Annotated in this window: 15 protein-coding genes and 1 pseudogene; 12 read left to right on the forward strand and 4 right to left on the reverse strand. The window is 65.3% G+C overall.

Translation table 11 applies throughout. The features are described 5' to 3' along the window. Positions 1-34 precede the first annotated feature (34 nt). Positions 35-1,639, reverse strand: coding sequence for an ABC transporter substrate-binding protein (locus FJ953_RS02155; RefSeq protein WP_140622994.1), 1,605 nt, complete (start codon positions 1,637-1,639; stop codon positions 35-37). Positions 1,640-1,689: 50 nt separating this feature from the next. After that, positions 1,690-2,823: an FAD-binding oxidoreductase gene (locus FJ953_RS02160; RefSeq protein ID WP_140521502.1), complete on the reverse strand. Its 1,134-nt coding sequence runs from the start codon at positions 2,821-2,823 to the stop codon at positions 1,690-1,692. A gap of 131 nt (positions 2,824-2,954) precedes the next feature. On the opposite strand from FJ953_RS02160, the gene FJ953_RS02165 reads away from it, so the two are divergent. From FJ953_RS02165 to FJ953_RS02175, 3 genes are all read left to right on the forward strand, one after another. Then, a complete protein-coding gene (locus tag FJ953_RS02165; RefSeq protein WP_140500031.1) occupies positions 2,955-3,572 on the forward strand; it encodes an XRE family transcriptional regulator in 618 nt (205 codons plus the stop codon). Between the two features lie 125 nt (positions 3,573-3,697). Further along, positions 3,698-4,402, forward strand: coding sequence for an SDR family oxidoreductase (locus FJ953_RS02170; RefSeq protein WP_140622996.1), 705 nt, complete (start codon positions 3,698-3,700; stop codon positions 4,400-4,402). 94 nt (positions 4,403-4,496) lie between these two features. Further along, entirely contained in the window at positions 4,497-5,555 is a 1,059-nt protein-coding gene (locus FJ953_RS02175; protein ID WP_140622998.1) for a Gfo/Idh/MocA family oxidoreductase, read from the forward strand. A 16-nt stretch (positions 5,556-5,571) separates the two neighbouring features. On the opposite strand, the gene FJ953_RS02180 is transcribed toward FJ953_RS02175, so the two are convergent. Then, a complete protein-coding gene (locus FJ953_RS02180; protein ID WP_140623000.1) occupies positions 5,572-6,219 on the reverse strand; it encodes a DUF922 domain-containing protein in 648 nt (215 codons plus the stop codon). A 241-nt stretch (positions 6,220-6,460) separates the two neighbouring features. On the opposite strand from FJ953_RS02180, the gene FJ953_RS02185 reads away from it, so the two are divergent. The 7 genes and pseudogenes from FJ953_RS02185 to FJ953_RS02215 all read left to right on the forward strand — a co-directional run bounded on the left by FJ953_RS02185 (position 6,461) and on the right by FJ953_RS02215 (position 11,021). Then, positions 6,461-6,748: a GIY-YIG nuclease family protein gene (locus FJ953_RS02185; protein ID WP_140623002.1), complete on the forward strand. Its 288-nt coding sequence runs from the start codon at positions 6,461-6,463 to the stop codon at positions 6,746-6,748. A 215-nt stretch (positions 6,749-6,963) separates the two neighbouring features. Next, a complete protein-coding gene (locus FJ953_RS02190) occupies positions 6,964-7,416 on the forward strand; it encodes a GNAT family N-acetyltransferase (RefSeq protein WP_140500024.1) in 453 nt (150 codons plus the stop codon). A 148-nt stretch (positions 7,417-7,564) separates the two neighbouring features. Then, on the forward strand, positions 7,565-8,764 hold the full coding sequence (locus FJ953_RS02195; RefSeq protein ID WP_181175003.1) for a PLP-dependent aminotransferase family protein: 1,200 nt from the start codon (positions 7,565-7,567) through the stop codon (positions 8,762-8,764). A gap of 110 nt (positions 8,765-8,874) precedes the next feature. Further along, a complete protein-coding gene (locus FJ953_RS02200) occupies positions 8,875-9,255 on the forward strand; it encodes an ester cyclase (RefSeq protein ID WP_140623006.1) in 381 nt (126 codons plus the stop codon). 48 nt (positions 9,256-9,303) lie between these two features. Then, a pseudogene (locus FJ953_RS02205) lies at positions 9,304-9,432 on the forward strand (PLP-dependent aminotransferase family protein); the annotation flags it as partial. Positions 9,433-9,547: 115 nt separating this feature from the next. Beyond that, positions 9,548-10,339 carry a hypothetical protein gene (locus FJ953_RS02210; protein WP_140623008.1) on the forward strand — a complete coding sequence of 264 codons (792 nt, stop codon included), beginning with the start codon at positions 9,548-9,550 and terminating at the stop codon, positions 10,337-10,339. Positions 10,340-10,472: 133 nt separating this feature from the next. Continuing rightward, positions 10,473-11,021 (forward strand): YbhB/YbcL family Raf kinase inhibitor-like protein, encoded by a 549-nt coding sequence (locus FJ953_RS02215; RefSeq protein ID WP_140500017.1) that lies wholly within the window; start codon positions 10,473-10,475, stop codon positions 11,019-11,021. A gap of 133 nt (positions 11,022-11,154) precedes the next feature. Here FJ953_RS02215 and FJ953_RS02220 read toward each other — a convergent pair whose 3' ends face one another. Next, a complete protein-coding gene (locus FJ953_RS02220; protein WP_140515996.1) occupies positions 11,155-11,625 on the reverse strand; it encodes a nucleoside deaminase in 471 nt (156 codons plus the stop codon). Between the two features lie 210 nt (positions 11,626-11,835). Here FJ953_RS02220 and FJ953_RS02225 point away from each other — a divergent pair, with 210 nt between their 5' ends. Continuing rightward, a complete protein-coding gene (locus tag FJ953_RS02225; protein WP_140623481.1) occupies positions 11,836-12,453 on the forward strand; it encodes a C39 family peptidase in 618 nt (205 codons plus the stop codon). A 35-nt stretch (positions 12,454-12,488) separates the two neighbouring features. Beyond that, entirely contained in the window at positions 12,489-13,574 is a 1,086-nt protein-coding gene (locus FJ953_RS02230) for a D-alanine--D-alanine ligase family protein (RefSeq protein WP_140623010.1), read from the forward strand. Positions 13,575-13,594 lie beyond the last annotated feature (20 nt).

Below are 13,594 nucleotides of genomic sequence, written 5' to 3' on the forward strand. Positions count from 1 at the left end.
CCCCATATGGGGGAAGGACAGGGAGCGCCTGCCCTCACTCAGCCACATCGACCGCGGCGAAATTCTGCCGGCCGAAGGGGTCGAGGATGTAGTTGAGCACGCTCTTGCGGATCGGGATCGCCACCAGCGAATGGGCGATCGGCGCCACCGGCACCTCGGCCTTCAGGATTGCCTGCGCCCGGCCGTAGATCGCGGCGCGTTCTTTCGGGTCGGCGGCGACGCGGCCTTCATCCAGCAGCTTCTCGAAATCCTTGTCGCACCAGCGCGAGCGGTTGGAGCCACCCTTCACGCCGTCGCAGGACAGGAGATAGCTCAGCATGTTGTCGGGATCGCCATTGTCGCTGCTGCCGCCGAGCAGGAAAGCGTCCTGCTCGCCCGCGGCGGTGCGCTTGAGATATTCGCCCCATTCGAAGCTGACGATCTCGGACTGCACGCCGACCTTCGCCCAGTCGGCCTGGATCATCTCAGCCATGCGCTTGGCATTGGGGTTGTAGGGGCGCGACACCGGCATCGCCCACAGGCTGATCTTGAGGCCGCTTTCGTGGCCTGCTTCCTTCAGCAGTTTCTTCGCGCCGTCGGGATCGTAGTCGATGCCGGCATCGGTAACGGCGCCGAGCTGCGCCGGCGGCACGACGCTGCCGGCAACGGTGCCGGCGCCGGCATAGACGGCATCGACGATTGCCTTGCGGTCGACGGCCTTGGCAAGCGCGGTGCGCACGCGGACATCGCCCAGCGGCTGATGTTCGACGTTGAAGCCGAGGATGCCGATATTCTGGCCCTTGAGGTCGAGGACCGTGATGTCTGGATCGGCGCGCAATTCGGCGACGGCACTGGGCGGAGGCGGGGCCGCCACCTGGCATTCATTGGCCTTGAGGCGCTCGACGCGGGTGGTCGGCTCGGGCGTGACGGCGAAGACCAGCGTGTCGATCTTCGGCGCGCCGCGCCAGTAATCCTTGTTGGCGGCGTAGCGCACCTGGCTGTCGGGCACATAGGCCTCGAGCATGAACGGGCCGGTCCCGACCGGCTGGCTGTCGATCAGCTCCGGCGTGCCGGCGGCCACCATCTTTTCGGTCTGCTCCAGCGACAAGATCGAGAGGTAGTCGAGCGCCAGCCCGGCCAGGAAGGTGACGTTGGGGGCCGTTAGCGTGAAGCGCACGGTGTAATCGTCGACCTTGTCTATTTTGTCGATCAGCGTGCCCATGCCCAGCGCGTTGAAGTATTCGTAAGAGCCGCCGCCGAGCTTGTGGTAGGGATTGTTGGCGTCGCGCTGGCGGTTGAACGTGTAAAGGACGTCGTCCGCGTTGAACTCGCGCGTCGGCGTGAAATGCTCGTTCGACTGGAATTTCACGCCATGGCGCAGGTGGAATGTGTAGGTCTTGCCGTCCGGCGAGACATCCCAGCTCTCGGCCAGCGCCGGTCCGACTTCGGTCGTGCCCGGCTTGAACTCGACCAGCCGGTTGAAGATCGTCTTGGCGGCGGCGTCCATGGTGGAGTCGGCGATGCCGATCGCCGGGTTGAACGTCTCGGGATTGGCCTCCGAGCAATAGACGAGCGTCTTGGCATGAGCCTGCCCGCCGAGAAGGACGGACGAGGCCAGAAGGGTCGAGCCAAGCACTGTGCGCAGAACGGTGGATTTCATCGCAAACGCTCCTGATGACATTTTTTCTGGTTGAGGGAAGGGCATGAAATTCATGGCGTCGCCGCCGGGGCCAGGAAGCGGTCGGGCGCCAGCCCCGCGGCGGTGACGCCAAGCGCGGTGACATCGTCGGGCAAGGGTTGGCCGCGCATCAGCGCCGAGCCGAGCCGCGCCAATGTCAGCGATACCTGGAAACCATAGCCGCCCTGGCCGCCGAGCCAGAAGAAGCCGGGCAGGCGCGGGTCGAAGCCGGCGACCGGCGTGCGGTCGGGCGCGAAGGTGCGCAGGCCGGCCCAGGGCGTCGACGGGCGGCCTATGCGCATGGACGTTGCCTGCTCGATGCGGTCGACGGCAATGGCGACGTCGATGTCTTCCGGCCAGGCGTCGCAAGGCTCGGAATCGGTTTCGTCGGCCAGCGAGCCGATCAGCCTGCCGGCGTCTGGCTTGAAGTAGAATTGTTCGTGCAGATCGACCACCAGCGGCCAGCCGGCAATGTCGGTGCCCGCGGGCGGGTCGAACAGGAAGGCGGTGCGCCGCTTGGGCTGGAAGCCGAGGCCGGTGAGCCCCGCCAGGCCGGCCACGACATCGACCCAGGCGCCGGCGGCGTTGACGACGATGTCGGCGGGATAGGCGCCGGCACTGGTGGCGACGCGCAAGCCATTGCCGGCGGGCGCGACCTCGCGCACCTCTTCGCCCGTGCGCATGATGCCGCCCCTGGCCTTCAGTGCCGAAGCGCAGGCCGCAAGCATCTTGCCGGTATCGACGTCCACCGCACCCGGTTCATAGACACCGCCGCATGTGGTTTGCGGATCGATGACGGGAACCAGCGCATGCAGCTCAGCGGCGGAGAGGCGGCGTACGCTCGGTACCATGGCCTGCAATTCGCCGGCCAGCCGGTCGACGGCCGCGCCGTCATCGGCGCGGCCGACATGCAGCGCGCCACGTTGATGCGCGACGAAGCCGCCGTCGAAGATCGCCCGGCGGCTCGCCAGCGTCAGCGCGCGCACCAGGCGGTTGCCATAAGTCTCGGTGAACAGGGCGGCCGAGCGGCCGCTGGCATGATAGCCCGGCTGGCTCTCGCGCTCGATCAGGGTGACGTCGGCCCAGTCCGCCACCTCGGCGGCAAGCGAGAGGCCGGCAATGCCGCCGCCGATGACGACGATTTTCGGGAGTGAATTCGACTGCATCGTTCAGTCGTAAAAATAATTTCTTATCCAGTCAATATTTAGCGTATAAGAAAATTGTTGGCGTTGTTGATGACGGCGGGAAGTTCAATTACGTAGGATGGAGCGGCGCGATCCCGCGGCATGGAGCTGATATGTCGGAGCAACCGAAGCTGGGTGATTGCCTGCGCGGCTTGAGGAAGACGCATGGCTGGACCTTGCAGGAGGTGAGCAGGCTCACCGGGGTCGCGGTGTCGACGCTGTCCAAGGTCGAGAACGACCAGATGTCCCTGAGCTACGACAAGCTGCTGCAGATCTGCGAAGGGCTCGGCATCCATGTAACGGAACTGCTCAGCGGTGACCGCAAGCAGCCGGCGGCGCGCACCCGCCGCTCCGTTACCTCACCGTCCAACACACTGCGCCAGCTGACCCGCAATTACGACTACCGGTACCTGGCCACCGACCTGGTGCGCAAGCGCATGGTGCCGATCCACGCCTATGCGCGCGCCCGCACGCCCGAAGAGTTCGGCCCGCTGACGAAACATGCCGGCGAGGAATTTTTGATCGTGCTCAAGGGCGAGATCGAACTGCACACCGACCAGTACGCGCCGGTGCGGCTGAAACAGGGCGAGAGCGTCTATATCGATTCCACCATGGGCCACGCCTACCTCTCGGTGGGCGAGGGCGACGCCGAAATGCTGTGCGTCTGCTCCGGCGACGAGCCCGACATGGAAGGCACGCTGCTCAGCGTGCTGGAGACGGTGGAAGGCTAGGGCGGTTGGCGCGTCGCATTTTTCTGCAGGTCGGTTCAGCCTTTCTGGTTCGAAGCGGCCGACGAAACCGCCTATATGACCGCTGAGACCGCAACTCCCGCCAACCCCCTTGAGAGGAAAACCCAATGAGTTCAGAAAAAGTGGCTGTCATCGTGGCGGGCGGCAGCGGCATGGGGGCGGCAGCGGCCAAGCGGCTGGCGGCGGACGGGTTCAAGGTCGCCATCCTGTCTTCGTCCGGCAAGGGCGAGGCGCTGGCCAAGGAACTGGGCGGCATCGGTGTCACCGGTTCCAACCAGTCGAACGAGGATCTGCGGCGCCTCGCGGACCTGACGCTGGAGCACTATGGCCGCATCGACGTTCTGGTCAACAGCGGCGGCCACGGGCCGCGCGCGCCGATCCTGGAGATCACGGACGAACAGTGGCACGCCGGCATGGACGTCTACCTGCTCAACGTCATCCGGCCGGTGCGCATCGTGGCGCCGCAGATGGTCAAGCAGAAGGCCGGCGCCATCATCAACATCTCGACCGCCTGGGTGGTGGAGCCGGGCCCGATGTTCCCGACCTCGGCCGTGTTCCGCGCCGGCCTTGCCGCCTATACCAAGATATTCGCCAACACTTATGCAGCGGACAATGTGCGCATGAACAATGTGCTGCCAGGCTGGATCGACAGCCTGCCGGCGACGGAAGAACGCCGCGACTCCGTGCCCATGCAGCGCTACGGCACGTCGGAAGAGATCGCCGCGACCATCGCCTTCCTGGCTTCGGACGGCGCCGGCTACATCACCGGCCAGAACATCCGCGTCGACGGCGGGATCATTCGCGCTATTTGAGGCGGGTCCGGGAGGGAAGGCCTGTCCGACCGGCGTCGCGGAGGCGATCCGGCATCCCGCCTGACGCGACGACATCTCGCACCAAGGAGGAAAAATGCGGCTTCTGATACTTGGCACCGGCTGGATGGCGCAGGAACATGCACGGCAATTCAGCGCCATCGATGGCGTCGACATTGTCGGGGCCGTCGACCTCGATCCGGCGCGCGTCGGCGAGTTCGCCGACGGCTTCAACATCCCCAACCGCTTCACCGCGCTGGACGAGGCGCTCAAATGGGGCGCTTTCGACGCCGTGGCCAATGTCACGCCGGACCGCATCCACCACCCGACCACCATGAAGCTGATCGCCGCCGGCAAGCCGGTGCTGTGCGAGAAGCCGCTGGCCGAGAATTTCGGCAAGGCGATCGAGATGGCCGAGGCCGCCGAGAAAGCCGGCATCGTCAACATGGTGAACCTCACCTACCGCAATGTGGCGGCGTTGCAGAAGGCCCGCCGGATGGTGCAGGCCGGTGAGATCGGCACGGTCCGGCATGTCGAGGCGTCCTATCTGCAGAGCTGGCTAGTGTCGAAATTCTGGGGCGACTGGCGCAGCGACCCGAAATGGCTCTGGCGGCTGTCGCGCGGCCACGGCTCCAACGGCGTGCTTGGCGATGTCGGCATCCACATCCTCGATTTCGCCAGCTATGGCGCGGCCCTCGGCATCGGTCATGTGTTCTGCCGGCTGCGTTCCTTCGACAAGGCGCCCGGCAACCGCATCGGCGACTACGGGCTCGACGCCAATGACAGCTTCGCCATGACGCTGGATTTCTCCAACGGCGCCTTCGGCGTGGTGCATGCCAGCCGCTGGGCGACCGGCCATCTCAACGAATTGCGCCTGCGCATCTATGGCGACAGAGGCGGTCTCGAAGTGGTGCACAATCTCGACGGCTCGTCGCTCAAGGCCTGCCTCGGCGAAAATGTCGACGACGGGATATGGGAAGAGCTCGACGCCGGCACGGTGGCCACCAACTACCAGCGTTTCGCCGACGCGGTGCGGACCGGCGTGCAGGCCGAACCGTCCTTCCGCCACGCCGCCGAACTGCAGAAGGTGCTGGATCTGGCCGTGGTGTCGGACGAGAAGCGGGCGGAGCTCGCGGCGAGCGCGCAGACGCGGTAAGGGTGGCGCCTTCCTCTCAGGGACCGGTCACGAGGCCAAAAACCAGTTTTTGCAAATTGCCGCCATTGCCGAATTCGACGCGGTCGAAATCGCGGCTTGCCTGCCGCTGCGCCCGCGACAATTCGGAGAGGCGCCTGGTCATCTCGGTCCGGATCTTGGCGCATTTGGGATCGTCGGCAACCCTGAGGCCGACGGTCGCCGCCTCGATCTTGCGCACCATGGCGATGATATCGGCGCCATGCACCTTCTCATGGGCGGCGACGCCGGCGATGAAGCTCTCCCAGCTCTTCTGCACGACCGGCGGCAGGGAGCCTGACGGCTTCGGCAAGGCATAGGTGATGATCAGCTTCGGCCTGGCCGATGCCAGCACGCAATCGCCGCCCTTGTTCTGGTAGTCCCTGGTCCAGGTCAGCTTGAAATTGGTGTAGGCGATGGTGCGCGTTTTGGCGCCGCGGATCAGCGGTCCGTTCTCGCCGATCGACCGGTAGAGCTCCTGTCCGGTCCGGCCCGAGATGGCGTAGGGCTCGATCGTCTCGACCGGCTTCCATTGGGCATGGGCGACAAGCGGCAAGGCGAGCACCGCGACCAGCGACAGGCACAGACGAACACACGCTCTCAACACCGCTCTCCGCGAAACCAGGACCGGCGCCGACGCCAATGCCATCTTGTGGCTTTTCCTATATGCTGCCGGCGGGTGCTGCAAATGTGTTGGGGGGAGGCGCTGGCGCCGTGCGGTAAGACCAGGATGGGTATGGGGTTGAAGAAGTTCCCTCGGTTCGTCATCCTAGGGCGGAGCAAGGAGCGAAGCGACGCGGCGCAGACCCTAGGATCCATGCCGTGACACCTGCCGAAGAATGCAGCGAATCAGGATGTTCTCCCAACGCATGGCCCGATAGCCCCGACACATGACCGGCTATGTCTACATGACCGCCAGCCAGAAGGGCGGCACCATTTACATCGGCGTCACAAACGATCTCGGTCGTCGTATGCCAGAACACAAGTCGGGCCAGGGTTCGCGCTTCACCAGCCAATATGGCGTGCAGCGACTGGTCTGGTACGAGGAGTATTTCGATATCACAGACGCCATCCAGCGCGAGAAATCGCTCAAGCGCTGGCGGCGGCAATGGAAGGTCGAACTGATCGAAAAGGCCAATCCTGAATGGTTCGAGCTATTTCGTGGAACAGGATGGTAGCCATTGGCCACTTCGTCCTCGGGTTGACTCGGGGCATGTCGCGGGGCTCGGTGATCGAAATTCCGCACGGTAGCGGCGCTCCCATGTCACGGCATGGATCCTAGGGTCTCCGCGACGGAGCTTCGCTCCTGCTTCGCCCTAGGATGACGAAGATAGGGTGGGGCTTCCGAACCAAGGGCCTTGCCGGCGCCGGCGTGTCGCCGTAAGTCGTGCTCATGATCACCTTCCGCAAGGCCCTGGCCTCCGACCTGCCTGCCCTCGTCGCCATGCTGGCGGACGATCCGCTTGGCGCGGCCAGAGAGGATGCCTCGCTGCCGCTGGCGCAGGGCTATGTCGATGCCTTCAACGCCATCGATGCCGACCCCAACCAGTTGCTGGCGGTGGCGGTCGATGGCGCCGACGTGGTCGGCACCTTGCAGATCAGCTTCCTTGCCGGGCTGTCGCGGAAGGGCGCCTGGCGCGGTCAGATCGAGGCGGTGCGGGTCGCCGGGCACCGCCGTTCCGAAGGCATAGGCAGGCTGATGATCGAATGGGCTGTTGATCAATGCCGGGCGCGCGGTTGCGGCCTCGTCCAGCTCACCACCGACAAGACCAGAGCGGACGCGCACCGCTTCTATGAAAGCCTCGGCTTCACCGGCACCCATCTCGGCTACAAGAAGACCTTGTAGCGCAGGCGGGGCCGTCGCTTTCCGCTAAGGCGGGCGGCTGGCGCATGCGGGAAGGCTAGCAGGCCCTATTCAATTTGCGGCGAGACCAGATATAGGTCAGCTAAGTTGACCTATATTCGATGCGTCCGGGGAGGCGTGCTTGACCCTTATGAACCTGTTGGCGTCGCGCTCGTCGCGCATGAAGGCCTCGGAAATCCGCGAGCTGCTGAAGCTGCTCGACCAGCCGGACATCATCTCCTTCGCCGGCGGCATTCCCGATCCGGCGCTGTTTCCGGCCGAGGCGATCCGCGACGCCTATGCCGACGTGCTCGGCGGCGGCGAGGCGGGGGCCGCGCTTCAGTACCAGGTGAGCGAGGGCTATCTGCCGCTGCGGCGATGGATCGCCGGGCAGATGGGCAAGCTCGGCGTCGCCTGCGAGGAAGCCAACATCTTCATCACTTCGGGCTCGCAGCAGGCGCTCGACTATATCGGCAAGCTGCTGCTGTCGCCCGGCGACACCGCACTGGTGACGTGGCCGACCTATCTCGGCGCGCTGCAGGCCTTCAACGCCTATGAACCGCGCTACGACCGGCTGCGGCCGGAAGGCGGCAACATGACGCCGGATGCCTATCGCGCGGCGGCGGCGGCGAATGGCGGCCGGGTCAAGTTCGCCTATCTGGTGCCGGATTTCGCCAACCCGACCGGCAACACGCTGGACAGGCAGCAGCGCGCGGCGGTGCTCGACCTTGCCGGCGAGCTCGACATCGCCATCGTCGAGGACGCCGCCTACCGGGCGCTGCGCTATGATGGCGAAAGCGTGCCGCCGATCCTGGCGCTCGACTGCGCGCGCTCCGGCGGCATCGACAAGGCGCGCACGCTCTATTGCGGCTCGTTCTCGAAGATCCTGTCGCCGGGCATGCGCGTCGGCTGGGTCTGCGCGCCGCGCCATGTCGTGGACAAGCTGGTGCTGATGAAGCAGGCTTCCGACCTGCACAGCCCGTCGATCAACCAGATGGTGATGCACCGGGCGGCCGAAGCGGTGTTCGAGGCCCAGGTCGAAAAACTGATCGGCGCCTATCGCGAACGCCGCGACGGCTTGCTCGGCGCCCTCGAGGCCAACATGCCGGAAGGCGTGACCTGGAGCCGCCCGGAAGGCGGCATGTTCGTCTGGGTGACGCTGCCGGAAGGCGCCGACGCCACCGCGCTCCTGGCGCGCTCGGTGAAGGAAGCACGTGTCGCCTTCGTGCCCGGCAATGCCTTTTATGCGGACGGCACCGGGCGCAACACGCTGCGGCTGTCCTTCACGCTCGCCGACCAGCGCGCGGTCAGCGAGGGTATCTCGCGGCTGGCGGCGCTGCTCAAGGCTTAAGGCGCCGGCCAGACGACGGTGCATCGCCCCAGCGGCGAACAAACCCGGGTTGCCCTGACTTGTTGCGGGTGCAAAATAGCCTTGTGTCCACGAACGCGGGTTCATGCGCCATGACCGACCTTTCCGGTATCTACCGCGACTACATTGCCTGCCTCAACCGGCAGGACTGGCCGAACCTCGGGCAGTTCGTCGACGATGACGTGTCCCACAATGGCAGGCGGATCGGTCTCTCCGGCTACCGTGCGATGCTGGAGAAGGATTTCGACGACATTCCGGATCTTCGTTTCGATATCCGGCTGCTGGTCTGCGATCCGCCTCATGTCGCGAGCCGGCTGATGTTCGACTGCACGCCCAGGGGGAATTTCCTCGGGCTTGCCGTAGACGGCAGGAAAGTGTCCTTCGCCGAGAACGTCTTCTATGAGTTTCGCGGCCCGAAGATCCGGCTCGTGTGGTCCATCATCGACAAGGCCGCCATCGAAGCCCAGCTTTGAAACACGAACCTCTCCTGGCGCGCTCGGTAAAGGAAGCGCGCGCCCCCCTTCGTGCCCGGCAGCGCCTTCTCCGCGGATGGCACCGGGCGCAACACGCTGCGGCTGTCCTTCACCTTGGCCGACCGCCGCGCGGTGACCGAGGGCATTCCCAGATTGGCCAAGCTGCTGAGGAACTAGCACCGACCGGATTCCTGGCCCCGGGGCGTCAGGCCGGCTTGTCGGCTGCACCTTGTGCGCCTGGCAAGGCGTGCGGTAAATGCGGGCGTGCCTTTGCCGGTCGAATGAGGATGTCATGGTCTCCGCAACGCCCAGAGTGACGCTGCTTCTCGGCAGCGCGCCCGATGTCGTGCGCTGCGCCGCCTGGCCGAAGGAGACCTTCGCCAGCATCGTTGCCATCAACAATGCCTGGCGCGTGCGCCCCGACTGGGATGTGCTGGTGCATGCCGGCGATTTCCCGTCCGACCGGATGCCGCCTCTGGAACCGCTGCGGCAGGCCGAGATCTTCAGCGCCGCGCATTACGTGCCGGCCCAGAATACTTTCGGCGGCTTCGTCTATGCCGGCGCCACCATGTCGCTGACAGCGGCCTATTGGGCCATCCACAGCCAGAGGCCGGACGTGCTCGCCTTCCTCGGCTGCGACATGATCTACGCCACGGCCGGCGACACCCATTTCTACGGCATCGGCCGCGCCGACCCGCTGCGCGACGATGTCACGCTGCAGAGCCTCGAGGCCAAATCCGCCCGCCTGCTCATCCATGCGCTGCGACGCGGCACGCTCTGCATCAACCTGTCGGACCTGCCGCAAAGCCGCCTGGTCTTCCCAAGGCTGTCCTTCGAGGAATTGCGGTTACTGTCCCCCGAGCGCCTCGCCGGCATGAAGATGGATGCGCGTGCGGGCATCCATCAGCATAGGGTCGAAGTGGCCGAGCAAATCGAGCGCGAGCTCGGCTATTTCTACGAGGATGGCATGTACTGGAACCATCTCGACGAAATCGACCGCGCGCAGCTAGCCGACATCGACCGGCTCTGGATCTCGGCGATCGGTCCGGCTGAGCCGACCGAAGAATGCAGCGCGGCGGAATAGCGCCGTCGGCAGCCCATGTCGGGAGGATCGACGGTTCCAGCAGCCCTCACCAGCATTTTCGCGCCAAATTGCCTAATTTCGGGCCGCTTTTCGGCTAAACTCGTCGGCATCTTGGCTGGAAGTGGAGGAAGCCATGAGCTTGCGCCTCGGTTTCGCCGTGCTGGTGCTGTTCGGCCTCGCCAATCAGGCGGCGGCTTTCGAGATTTCAAGCCCGTCGGTTTCCAACGGCAAATGGGCCGAAAAATATCTCGGCGACAAGGCCGGCGGCTGCAGCGGGCAAAGCGTATCGATCGCCTTGAGATGGAAGGACCCGCCGGCAGGCACCAAGAGCTACGCGCTCACCATGTTCGACCCCGACGCCGGCGGCGGCAAGGGTTTCTGGCACTGGCTGGCCTGGAACATCCCGGCAAGCGCGAAGGGCCTGGCCGAAGGGGCGGGCTCGAAGCGCGGCAAAGGCTTGCCCAAGGGTACGGTGCTCGGCAAGGGTGGCATCGGCCGCGCAGGCTATTTCGGGCCATGCCCGCCGCCCGGCAGCGGCACGCATCACTATGTCTTCACGCTCTATGCGCTCGGCGCGCCGAAGCTGCGCGCGCCGGAGAATCCCTCTCCGGAAATGGTGGCAGTGGCCGCGAAGAGCCAGGCGCTCGGCGAGACCAGCGTGACGTACACCTATGGGCGGTAAGCATGACCGGTTCAGGCAGTCGCCCGGGCCACCAGCGCATTGACGACGCTGTTGGCAAACACGTTCCAAGAGATCGTTTGAATTCCGTTCCGGTGGCCATCTGGCGGCTTTGCGCGCGGCCTCGACCGGCGCGTCAGCGCGTCCAGAAATCGCGATGCGGCGCGATCAGCTCGTCCTCGATCTCTGGGAAGGGGCCAAAGACCTCGATCTTCTTCTGGCCCGAGGCGAGGACTGTGCGCGAGGGCAGGCTCATCGTCGGATTCTCGGCGTGATCGCCGGTGAGCGCCAGGAGCTTCGTCTCCTCGAAGCCGTAGACCAGGCGGCCGATATTGGCCCAGTAGAGCGTTCCGGCGCACATCGCACAGGGTTCGCCGGTCGAGACCAGCGTGCAGGACCAGAGGAAATCCGGCTCGTAGGCAGCCGCGGCGCGCCGGGCGAGCTCCGTCTCGGCATGGCGCACCGTGTCGAGATTTCCCTGGCGCATAAGCACGCGATCGTCCGGCCCGACCAGCACGCAGCCGAACGGATGATGGCCGTGCACTGCCGCCTCGCGAGCGACGGCGTCGGCGGCGCGGAGGTGGGCGAGCATCTGGTCGCGGGTCATTGCGCAATCCTAACACGATGGGCGAGGGGAGGAACCGACACCCGGCGACCGGCTTCGTAGGGCTGAGAGTGCGCCGATCGGCGGGCATTGGCAAGCTTCGCCCGGCGGGCAAAACCCGAGCGCGGACCATCGCCTGATCAGGTTTGAAGCACTGTTCTCCGCTCCCGTATCCCTGTATACGAAATTGAAATGATCTGTTTTGAGGAATTGATGAGCCCACCGCCTGGGACCGTGCCGTTTTTCAGCCAGTGGGAGACGCCATCGGCAAGGACGGCCGAAGTCATATCGGGCGCCGAGGTGGCGCTGCGGCACGATCCGCTGTGGGAGAACTCGGGCGCGCGCACACTCGACGAATACGCGCTGTGGGCCGCCAATGTCTGCGGCATGGCGTGCCTCAAGATGATCCTGGCGGCGCGCGGCCAGATCGTGCCGACGATCGAACTGGCCAGGCGCTGCACTGGCTATGGCGGCTATGTCGTCACCGAGGGATCGATCAAGGGCCTGATCTACGCCCCCTTTGTCAGCTTCGTGAAGGCGGAATTCGGCCTGGAAGCGAAGGTGATGACCAGTGTCGCTACATCGGATATTCCGGCGATCCTCGGGCAGTCGCGCTTCTTCATCGCCTCGGTCAGCAGTTCGATCCGCTGGCCCGAGCGCGAGCCGCCGTCCAAGGGCGGCCATCTGGTGCTGGTCATGTCGGCATCGGATGAAGGTTTTCGCTTTCACAATCCGTCCGGCCATACCGGCGCCACACAGGCGAACGCAGTGTTGTCGGCCGCCGATTTCGATCGCTTCTTTGCCAATCGCGGCATTGCCGTCAGCATTTGATCTTGTGGGATTTCGATGAAGGACAAGGCTTTTCAATGAAGAACAAGATTAGGGTCGCCGTCCTCTATGGCGGACGTTCGGCCGAGCATGACGTATCGCGCCTTTCGGCCGCCAATGTGCTGAAGGCCATCGACCGGACGCGCTACGAGGTGGTCCCGATCGCCATTTCCAGGGATGGAAGATGGCTGCTGCAATCTTCATCCGAAGCCGGCGACGACGGAGCAGGGGCGCCGATGTCTGAGGACGGCGTGGAGGTCGCATTGTTGCCCGGTGGCAGAGGCAGGCTGGTGGACGCACCGGGCGGCGGAGCACAGCCCGACCTGCCGCCGGTCGACGTCGTCTTTCCCGTGCTGCACGGTCCTTTCGGCGAGGACGGCTCGGTGCAGGGCTATGCCGAGGTCGCCGACGTCGCCTATGTCGGCTGCGGCATTCTCGCCTCGGCCGCCGCCATGGACAAGGATGTCGCCAAGCGGCTGCTGCGCGAGGCCGGGCTGCCGGTTGCCCGTTCCGTCACCGTGCATCGAAACGATGTCGGGCCGTTCCAGGAGATCGCCGGCGCGCTCGGCCTGCCTTTCTTCGCCAAGCCGGCGCGCCAGGGCTCGTCCTTCGGCGTCAGCAAGGTGAACGACCGGGACGGCTTCGAACGGGCCGTCGAGACGGCTTTCCGCTACGACGGCAAGGTCCTGATCGAGGAGTTCGTCGACGGCCGCGAGATCGAATGCTCGGTGCTGGAGCGAGCCGACGGAGCGCTGACCGTATCGCTGCCCGGAGAGATCATTCCGGCCGGCAAGCATGGCTTCTACACCTATGAGGCCAAATATCTCGACGCCGACGGGGCGGTGGTGAACGTGCCCGCCGATGTTCCGGCCGCCGTCGCCGACAAGGCAAGGGAGATGGCCGCGCGGGCTTTCCAGGCGCTCGGTTGCGAGGCGATGGCGCGCGTCGACTTCTTCCTGCGCGCCGACGGCTCGCTGCTGGTCAACGAGGTCAACACGCTGCCCGGCTTCACCGACATTTCGATGTACGCCAAGGCGCTGGCGGCGATCGGCATCGGCTACGGCAAGGTCATCGACGTGCTGATCGAGCACGCACTGGCGCGGCATGCGGCGCGAAAGTCCTGACGCGCGGCGCGGCATTGACG

It is taken from the genome of Mesorhizobium sp. B2-3-6 (genome assembly GCF_006442305.1).
GTDB lineage: Bacteria > Pseudomonadota > Alphaproteobacteria > Rhizobiales > Rhizobiaceae > Mesorhizobium.

Excerpts from the sequence above, each read along its gene's own strand:
- FJ953_RS02155 (WP_140622994.1), bottom strand. The coding sequence starts at position 1,639 with ATGAAATCCACCGTTCTGCGCACAGTGCTTGGCTCGACCCTTCTGGCC.
- FJ953_RS02160 (WP_140521502.1), bottom strand. The coding sequence starts at position 2,823 with ATGCAGTCGAATTCACTCCCGAAAATCGTCGTCATCGGCGGCGGCATT.
- FJ953_RS02165 (WP_140500031.1), top strand. The coding sequence starts at position 2,955 with ATGTCGGAGCAACCGAAGCTGGGTGATTGCCTGCGCGGCTTGAGGAAG.
- FJ953_RS02170 (WP_140622996.1), top strand. The coding sequence starts at position 3,698 with ATGAGTTCAGAAAAAGTGGCTGTCATCGTGGCGGGCGGCAGCGGCATG.
- FJ953_RS02175 (WP_140622998.1), top strand. The coding sequence starts at position 4,497 with ATGCGGCTTCTGATACTTGGCACCGGCTGGATGGCGCAGGAACATGCA.
- FJ953_RS02180 (WP_140623000.1), bottom strand. The coding sequence starts at position 6,219 with ATGGCATTGGCGTCGGCGCCGGTCCTGGTTTCGCGGAGAGCGGTGTTG.
- FJ953_RS02185 (WP_140623002.1), top strand. The coding sequence starts at position 6,461 with ATGACCGGCTATGTCTACATGACCGCCAGCCAGAAGGGCGGCACCATT.
- FJ953_RS02190 (WP_140500024.1), top strand. The coding sequence starts at position 6,964 with ATGATCACCTTCCGCAAGGCCCTGGCCTCCGACCTGCCTGCCCTCGTC.
- FJ953_RS02195 (WP_181175003.1), top strand. The coding sequence starts at position 7,565 with ATGAACCTGTTGGCGTCGCGCTCGTCGCGCATGAAGGCCTCGGAAATC.
- FJ953_RS02200 (WP_140623006.1), top strand. The coding sequence starts at position 8,875 with ATGACCGACCTTTCCGGTATCTACCGCGACTACATTGCCTGCCTCAAC.
- FJ953_RS02210 (WP_140623008.1), top strand. The coding sequence starts at position 9,548 with ATGGTCTCCGCAACGCCCAGAGTGACGCTGCTTCTCGGCAGCGCGCCC.
- FJ953_RS02215 (WP_140500017.1), top strand. The coding sequence starts at position 10,473 with ATGAGCTTGCGCCTCGGTTTCGCCGTGCTGGTGCTGTTCGGCCTCGCC.
- FJ953_RS02220 (WP_140515996.1), bottom strand. The coding sequence starts at position 11,625 with ATGACCCGCGACCAGATGCTCGCCCACCTCCGCGCCGCCGACGCCGTC.
- FJ953_RS02225 (WP_140623481.1), top strand. The coding sequence starts at position 11,836 with ATGAGCCCACCGCCTGGGACCGTGCCGTTTTTCAGCCAGTGGGAGACG.
- FJ953_RS02230 (WP_140623010.1), top strand. The coding sequence starts at position 12,489 with ATGAAGAACAAGATTAGGGTCGCCGTCCTCTATGGCGGACGTTCGGCC.